Origin of the sequence: cf. Phormidesmis sp. LEGE 11477 (genome assembly GCF_015207105.1) — a bacterium.
Classification (GTDB): Bacteria; Cyanobacteriota; Cyanobacteriia; order Phormidesmidales; family Phormidesmidaceae; genus Phormidesmis.
The window spans coordinates 40,827-48,503 of sequence record NZ_JADEXO010000039.1; the positions used below are offsets into that span (position 1 = coordinate 40,827).

Genomic DNA, 7,677 nt, shown 5'->3' on the forward strand with positions numbered 1-7,677 from the left:
AGCATACGCTCTAAATTAGTCCTCAGATCATGATACAAACGTATTGAGACGCCATGCCTGAAAGGGTTGGTTCAGTCGGCACTTCTCTACAGGTAGCCCTACGTATGATTGCTTCCACAGCAAGGCCGTCAGTTTTGTCGCCTGATACGGCTGAGCAAACGTCTAGCTATAGAACCTGCGTCGAGTACTTTGCCGGGACTAGATTTGAGCTGCTTGACAAACGCATAACATTCAGGATAGCTACTTCGATTCGCAAATGGCTAAAGAGCGGCGGGCTGCAAACAGAGACAATAGGGTCGCTATACCAAACATGCTGGCAAGTAGCCAAGATTTGGCTGCGATCGCGCCAAAAAACCAAGCACTCAGCCCAAAAGCTAAGGCATAGGCACAGAGTCCATTGACCAGCGCGATCGCACTCCCCACTAGCCGCCGGATATCCTCTTCTTGCCCGCCATAAGCCCAGAAAGCCATAGACCCAAAGCAACAACAGCCAGCCATCAGCCCCAGTACGACCCAAGTAATTTGCTGTCCACTTAGTTGACTCGCCACGAATACGCCCAAAATTGCCCCAGACGCGGCGCTGCTGAGAGTCCCTAACCCTCGGTAAAGTGACTGTCGGCTGGTTAGACTTTGGAAGCAAACGGTAGTAGATGCGATCGCCAAAACACCAGATAGCACTAGCCCTTTCGTCCCGTTAGGCGTACCCGGTATCTGCCCAATCGCCGCGAATGTCAGCACGCTCAGCGCATGAAAGGCATAGAGTACAACAAACCCTAACCCTGCAGTTAATATGAGCTTTGCTGGCCGACGAATTGTAGAACGAGTTGTCATGATAGAAAGCTATAGTCAGTCTCTAGGCAGCCTTTAGGATACAAGCCGTTATGCCCCGTTCTCAAAAGTGGAAAGAGGTTTTCATCTGGATAGGGTTGTTGCTGCCGCTGGCCCTGTATGGTTACTGGGTCATGACCCGGCCCAAACGTGAGCCGATCAACCGTCAGCCTTTGTTTGAAGGTATCACCTATAGCCGCTACGTCCGGCAGCAACCTCGCCCGCAGCTCATCCATTTACTAGAGATCGATCTAGCCGCATCAGGAATTGTTCCTTTTGTCACACCCGGTATAGACGCCGCTAGTCTAGAGGCTGCTGAAGAGCCGACCAGCTCGTCTATCCAACAATATGAATCTGTTCAACAATATGAAACCATTGCTCAAAAGACTTCTAGCTTCTTAGAAATGTATGGACTACAGCTAGCAGTCAACGCTAACTTCTTCAATCCTTTTGCTGAAACAACGCCTTGGCAGTACAGCCCTCGCGAAGGCGAGCCTGGCAACCTAATCGGCTTAGCAATTTCTGAGGGTGAGATAGTGTCACCAGGAAACCAAAACTATCCGGCCCTTTGCTTTCTGGGCGGACGCGCAGAAATTCGAGATGACGGCGTTTGTCCATCAGATACCAGGCAGGCCGTTGCGGGGTTGCGACTGAACTTAGAGACTCGTCCGCCGCAAGACTCTGAAACTTTCTACAAGTTCTATCCGGTTTGCGTTGCGGCTTTGGACGCGGCAGGAACAACGCTTTGGCTGCTGCTAGTAGACGGTAAGCAGCCGCTTTATAGTGAAGGAATGACTCGCCCAGAGGTGGCGGATTTCTTGCAGGCGCTAGGGGCGCAGAGTGCGGTGCAGCTAGATGGGGGCGGATCTACAACATTAGCTATTGAATCCGACGATGATCCTGATGTCATCAACGGCATCATTCACGCAAAGATTCCTGGGAATGAGAGACCTGTTGCAAACCATTTAGGCTTCTTTGCCAATCCGCTTCGGTCCGATTGAAACAGAATCCAATGTGGGAGGACGGCTGTTATAGACATTGTTAAAAATTAGACCGATAGAATGGTGCAAGCCTAAATCTGCAGCCAAATCTAATCAGACCTTTTTAGTGGAAGAGATGCTGCTGGTACCATGCTGACACGATCTCTCGAAACGCCGAAAGCTCAGCCTCTACCTCTGTCTCATCTGCCGCTGTAGGATCTAGATGATGCGCGATGTGTGGAAATGTCTGCACATCAGTTCGCTCAGCTATGCCATTTGTTTCGTATGTTGCGCGAAGCGTATCTCCTAGGGCTCGTATCTTCGCCACTGAATACATCTCATCTTGCTCCCCGTGTGTTAGCAATACAGCGGGCGGTATGTCTGCAAGCAGTAGTTCACTAGACCTTCCACCAAGATCAAACCGCGATCGCGCTGTCTTTGAGGTGTCGCTCCACGAGTACGTCAGCATTTCATCTTTGAACCAGTCGTAGTTCTCACGGAGATAGTCAGCATGAATCTGAGATCCTTTTTCAAAGTTTGACACGGCCATATCCAGACTGGCAGGTGCCCCGGCCAGCACTGCGGCACGAACCTTTACCGATCCATCTAGAAGTGCATGAGTAACCGTAGCGGCTCCAGCAGAAAATCCAAATAGCCCAATGCTACTGATATCAGCACCAAACTGGCGCTCAACCCCAGCAGTGACTTGCGGTAACTCTGCCACTGCTCGTTCTACTGTTGGCAGCAACAGCTCGAGCACATAATCCGACATTTGACGCCGCATGATCTCATCTATACCGCCCTCCGGCAGCCGGTCCCCAAACATCGGCAGCGTGGGATAAACCTTCCAAGCTGGGACATCATCTAAAGGCAAAAGTTCAGCCAGCGCTTGCTCAGAACTAGGGGGGCCATAGCCATGCCATAGCACGATGAGAGGTGCATTTCCGATATCGGTTTTAGGTGATCGAATGAGTGCAGGCACGCCAGCAAGTGTGACTTTTTGGTTCTCAGTCATGACAAACACAAGCAATAAGTTAGTATCAGACGCTATTCCTATTCTGTCTAGAATACCGTTCCCTTCACGGATATCGTTAGGTCGTAAGGTGTCGAATGGGCTTGGGCTTGGTGTCGCTAAACTAAAGACGACCTACAAAGCAAAATTCTAGAGGTGAGCACGGTGGAGGCAGCAATTATTCGTCAAGGTGAACTCGTCGGGCGCGGCATGATGGCGTACGAAACGACTGAAGAAGTGGGTGTGGTAGAGCATCTGCTGGTGAATGTGCAGCAGGCGAAGGTGGTTGGCCTCACCTACAAGACGCCCCATAAGGCGCTAGGTCTAATCGGACGGCGACAGCATTTGGACTGGGCGCAGCTTGTGAAGATTGGCAAGGATCGGATTGTGGTGCAGTCGGAGATCAGGGAAGCGGTAGAGTCTAGGCTGTCAGCGGCGCAAGATATGACCAACCTAGAAGTATGGACCGATGGCGGCGATTTGATCGGGCGAGTGGTCGATATCTGCTTCGACCAAGGCAGTGGGCAAGTTGAGCAGTATTTGTTTGCTTTGAAGGTGGAGGAAGACGCGGCAGAGGCGGAAGCGGCCAAGAAAGCGACGGCCAAACCCGCTGATGAGACGGCGACGCTTGATCTAGAGACAGCAGACGATGAAGCGATAGGCGAAGACGACGAGTCGCTGAGTAGCGTTGCCGCAAGTGTCTATGCGATTGAGCCTCGGACGATCATTAGCGCGGGGCGTAAGCGGATGATGATTGCTGAAGAAGATGCAGCGCGATCGCAGCCCTATCATCAATTGCTAACCCTGCCGCCAAAGCAAGCGGCAGAACCGTTGAAATCGAACTGGAAACCAGAACAGCTCCCAGAAATACCGACAGATTTTGGCGAACTGCTGCAAAAAGGCCAGTCTCTGGCCGGACAGGTGGGTGAAAGGGTGCGAGAGCAGGCCAAGCGGTTTACCGAAGGTAGTGAAAGCGAAAGAGAGAACAGAGAAGAATTGCCTGAAATCACAGAACAGCTTCAGGAAAAGACAGCGCAGATGAAGCAGCAGCTTCAGAGAGCCCAAGAGCGAGTTAGAGAGCAAGCTAGAACGCAGATTGGCAACAGAGGACTAGAAAAGAAGCTGGGTAAGACGGCATTCGGGCGAGCGTTGGGCAAGACATTCGACAAACTCAATCCTCAAAGCGCTGATCTAGCAGGCGATCCGATTGATGTAGAGTCTTTTGAAGTCTGGGAAGAAGATGAGACCAGCAGCGGGGATACTTGATAACAGCACGATGCTGTTACGGACATCAAGGAAGAGTCGCTGTGAGCAGAATAAGTCAGAGAGATGGCGTGCTGACGCCAGCAGCGTTTACCCAGCCGACTGCTGATCAAACGCTGAACTGCCGGATTTTGGTCGTTGGCGGCTCGACGGCGGCCTACACTGCAGCGCTGACCGCTTTGCGAATGAATGTAGAGGTGTGCCTAGTGCAGCCACAAAAGTTAGTGGGCGGACAGTTCACGGCGCAAGGACTGCCGGCTTCGGACGATGGCGATCTGCTCAAGCAAAAGGCTAGCTTTAGCCGGGTAGACGGCGAGCAGTTTGCGATTTCGAGAAGCCAGCGATGGTTTCGCGAACGGCAAAGGCAGCTTCAGCCGGTGATGGGGAGAGTGCAAAATAATCCGGGCGGGGCCTGGGTATGCGAGATGACGACAACACCTGTGGTGGCCGCAACGGCGCTGAATGAGCCGCTAATTCCATACCTAGAAAGTGGCAAGCTGCGGCTGGTGGTGGAGAGCGAGCCCACAGAGGTGCTGGTGACGCAGATGCCAGAAGCAGGCCGTTCTCGCGTCACAGGTGTCAAATTCCAAAACCTGAAAACGGGTGAACCTTTTACCGTCATGGCATCGGTAACGGTAGAAGCCACCGACTTTGGCGACCTGCTAGAGCTGGGCAATTTTCCCTCGCGGGTAGGCCAAGAGGCTAGGACTGATACCGGTGAAGCGATTTTGCCCGAGCAGGCGATTCCGGCCTGTCAGCAGTCATTTACCTTCAACGTGATGGTAGAGCACACTGCGCCAGGACAGGGAAAGCGGCTAGCAGCTCCGCTGGGCTATGACAAAGAACCGTGGCTAAATTCCAATGATTTCACCAGCGTCTACTGGATTTACCGAGGCGGCAGGTGGTCGAAACGTGACTTTTTTGATCCGTTTGGTATTTTTCGCTATCGACGGGTGCTAAGGCGAAAGAGTCATGAAAAGATCGTCAGCATCGGCGATGTGGCGGCGATTAACTGGGGCACTTCAGCGCATCCATACAAAGGTGAATGCTGTGGAAATGACTTTCGGCGAGGACACTTGATTGGAATTAGCCGTCAGGAAAGAAAAGAAATTGTGCAGCGGGCACGCGATCGCGCCCAGGCATACATCTACTATCTACAAACCCACGGCGTCAAAGATCTCAAAACCCGAGGCGATTTCACCTGGACCCCAGACGGCATCGCTCTAGAACCCTACATCCGCGAGGCCAGACGCGGCATTGCCATCACCACCATCCGCCACGAAGATGTCGCCGAAGCCTTTTTCCCCAACCAGGCTCGTGCCCGCAACTTTAACGACAGCCTCGGCATCGGCCAGTACCACTACCTCGACCTGCACGGCAACCTCGTCGAAGGCCACATCACCCCCAAAGGCAAAGACGTGATCGCGCTGCCCTTTTCTCTGCCAGCCACCGCCCTCGTTCCCATGACCATAGACGGCCTGGTCTTATCGGCCAAAAGCATTGGCACCACCCACATCACCAACGCCGCCTATCGGATGCACCCGATGGAATGGGCGATTGGTGAAGCCAGCGGATTTTTGGCCGTATTTGCCGCCTGGACTGGCGAAAGTCCGCGCCGAATCGTTGAAGCTACGCCGCTGCTGCGAAAGCTTCAAGGGTTCATGGCTCGCAATGGCGTACCGCTGTTTTGGTTTGATGACGTAGCCCACGATGACCCGGATTTTGAAGCGATTCAGGTAATGGCGACCACAGGCATTATCCGCAGTGAGAACGCAAATAATTTGCACTTTCGGCCCTATGCGAATGTGACTCGGGCCGTGGTAGCAACGGCGCTAGTCAGTTTATTAGGCTTAGAAAAAGTGATTCCACCTCAGCCTAGCTTTAGCGATGTACAGCCCGGTCAGCACTGGGCATACAGCAATATTGAAACGCTAAAGGCACAGGGGATGATTGCAGGCGTTGGCAGAGGTCGCTTTTCTCCAGATACCCCGATTACGAGAAGGCAGCTCTCTTACTTGATCAAAGCGTCGGTGCCAGATGCGTTTGATCAAGCCTTTGAGCGACTGGCACCAGATAATACGCCGCTGAGTCGGCGAGAGCTATCACGCGCATTCTACGCGCTGTTGAAGCACCGACTGGAGATATAAAAACGAGAAGCCCCTACTATTGACTTCGATAGCTTCGACGCTAGCTCAAAAGAAAGCGATATGACTGCATGATTCAGCTTACTGCTGCGGTAGCAAAGCGATTCATAAATAACCTGCACAGTATTTAGTATCTCACGACGACGAATCCAGTTGTAGTCCTTTTCAATAGGGCCTCGCTCTAAAAGATCTACATCTCGCTGAAATAGTTCGGAGAACTGCTCCTCTAGAGAGAAAAACTCTAATAGCCCGATCTGACAGTCGGTATCTAGTACAACTAAGATATCGATATCACTATCTTCACGAAAATCTGCACGCAAGACAGAGCCAAAGAAAGCCAGTTCATCGATGGGCTTTTCCTCACAAAAATTTTGAAGCTTCTCAGCAGAAACTCCTAATCGTTCATAAAGCTGTGCTATCGGTATTGCCATAGATAGATCATATGTGACTCTCATGCCTTTGTAGCTTTGATTATGAGCTAGCCCAAATGATGGTTGATGCCTCAATTAGGAATATAGACCTCGATAATATCTCCTGGATCGGCAAAGGCTTATTATTTAGAGGCTGATGCAGCGGAGCTAACCAGAAGCCGACATGGGTTTTAAAGATGAGCTGAGTTTGTTGGTGCGATCGCGCTACCCTTTGATTTACATTCCCACCCGAGAAGAAGAGCGGGCAGAAAGCGCCGTAGCCGAGTGCGCCCAAGAGATTGGCGGCAGCCGCGCTGTCTATACCTGGGACTATGTAGATGGCTATCAGGGCAACCCTACCGATGCTGGCTTTGGCAGACGCAATCCCCTGCAAGCGCTAGAGCTAATCGAGAAAATTCCCAGCTCAGCCGCCGCGATCTTCGTCCTACGAGATTTTCACCGTTTCTTAGAAGACATCGCCATCTCTCGCAAGCTCCGCAACCTGCTAAAGCTGCTGAGATCCCAGCCCAAGAACATCATTATTCTTTCTGCTGAACTCACGATTCCAAGTGAACTCAGCAGCATCATCACCGTCCTAGAGTTTCCCTTACCCAGCCCCAGCGAAATCCGCACCGAAGTTGAACGCCTGCTTTCGACGACTGGCAGCAACCTTTCCCCGCGCGATACCGACGAGCTGGTTCGCTCCTGTCAGGGGCTAGCGATGGAGCGCATCCGCCGCGTTTTAGCCAGGGGCATTGCCGCCCACGGCAGCTTCGAGCCCAGTGATATTGACTTGATTCTAGAAGAGAAACAACAAACCATCCGTCAGACTCAAATCCTAGAGTTCTATCCAGCCAGCGAAAGGATCTCTGATATCGGTGGTCTGGATAATCTCAAAGACTGGCTACTCAAACGCGGCGGTGCTTTTTCTGAACGCGCCCGGCAATATGGATTGCCTCATCCTCGGGGGCTGATGCTAGTCGGCATCCAAGGCACAGGCAAGTCTTTGACTGCGAAGGCGATCGCCCACCATTGGCACC

At 52.2% G+C, this 7,677-nt stretch carries 6 protein-coding genes and 1 pseudogene; 4 read left to right on the plus strand and 3 right to left on the minus strand.

Going from position 1 to position 7,677, the window contains the following annotated elements; genetic code table 11:
- Positions 1 to 240 precede the first annotated feature (240 nt).
- Positions 241 to 831, minus strand: a complete 591-nt coding sequence (locus tag IQ256_RS13290; RefSeq protein ID WP_193856023.1) for a hypothetical protein — start codon at positions 829 to 831, stop codon at positions 241 to 243.
- Between the two features lie 50 nt (positions 832 to 881).
- On the opposite strand from IQ256_RS13290, the gene IQ256_RS13295 reads away from it, so the two are divergent.
- Positions 882 to 1,829, plus strand: coding sequence for a phosphodiester glycosidase family protein (locus tag IQ256_RS13295; protein ID WP_193856024.1), 948 nt, complete (start codon positions 882 to 884; stop codon positions 1,827 to 1,829).
- A 103-nt stretch (positions 1,830 to 1,932) separates the two neighbouring features.
- Here IQ256_RS13295 and IQ256_RS13300 read toward each other — a convergent pair whose 3' ends face one another.
- Positions 1,933 to 2,823: a hypothetical protein gene (locus tag IQ256_RS13300; RefSeq protein WP_193856025.1), complete on the minus strand. Its 891-nt coding sequence runs from the start codon at positions 2,821 to 2,823 to the stop codon at positions 1,933 to 1,935.
- 162 nt (positions 2,824 to 2,985) lie between these two features.
- Here IQ256_RS13300 and IQ256_RS13305 point away from each other — a divergent pair, with 162 nt between their 5' ends.
- Both IQ256_RS13305 and IQ256_RS13310 read left to right on the plus strand, forming a co-directional pair.
- Positions 2,986 to 4,086 carry a PRC-barrel domain-containing protein gene (locus tag IQ256_RS13305; protein ID WP_193856026.1) on the plus strand — a complete coding sequence of 367 codons (1,101 nt, stop codon included), beginning with the start codon at positions 2,986 to 2,988 and terminating at the stop codon, positions 4,084 to 4,086.
- Between the two features lie 41 nt (positions 4,087 to 4,127).
- Positions 4,128 to 6,230 (plus strand): FAD-dependent oxidoreductase, encoded by a 2,103-nt coding sequence (locus IQ256_RS13310; RefSeq protein WP_193856027.1) that lies wholly within the window; start codon positions 4,128 to 4,130, stop codon positions 6,228 to 6,230.
- Here IQ256_RS13310 and IQ256_RS13315 read toward each other — a convergent pair.
- Complete coding sequence (locus tag IQ256_RS13315; protein ID WP_228024848.1) at positions 6,197 to 6,658, minus strand: nucleotidyltransferase family protein; 462 nt, start codon at positions 6,656 to 6,658, stop codon at positions 6,197 to 6,199. The two genes, IQ256_RS13310 and IQ256_RS13315, sit on opposite strands and share 34 nt — an antisense overlap.
- A gap of 163 nt (positions 6,659 to 6,821) precedes the next feature.
- Here IQ256_RS13315 and IQ256_RS13320 point away from each other — a divergent pair.
- Positions 6,822 to 7,677: pseudogene (locus IQ256_RS13320) on the plus strand (AAA family ATPase); the annotation flags it as partial.

Bases quoted from the DNA above. Each gene is read 5' to 3' on its own strand.
- IQ256_RS13315 (WP_228024848.1), bottom strand. From the start codon at position 6,658: ATGGCAATACCGATAGCACAGCTTTATGAACGATTAGGAGTTTCTGCT.
- IQ256_RS13295 (WP_193856024.1), top strand. From the start codon at position 882: ATGCCCCGTTCTCAAAAGTGGAAAGAGGTTTTCATCTGGATAGGGTTG.
- IQ256_RS13300 (WP_193856025.1), bottom strand. From the start codon at position 2,823: ATGACTGAGAACCAAAAAGTCACACTTGCTGGCGTGCCTGCACTCATT.
- IQ256_RS13290 (WP_193856023.1), bottom strand. From the start codon at position 831: ATGACAACTCGTTCTACAATTCGTCGGCCAGCAAAGCTCATATTAACT.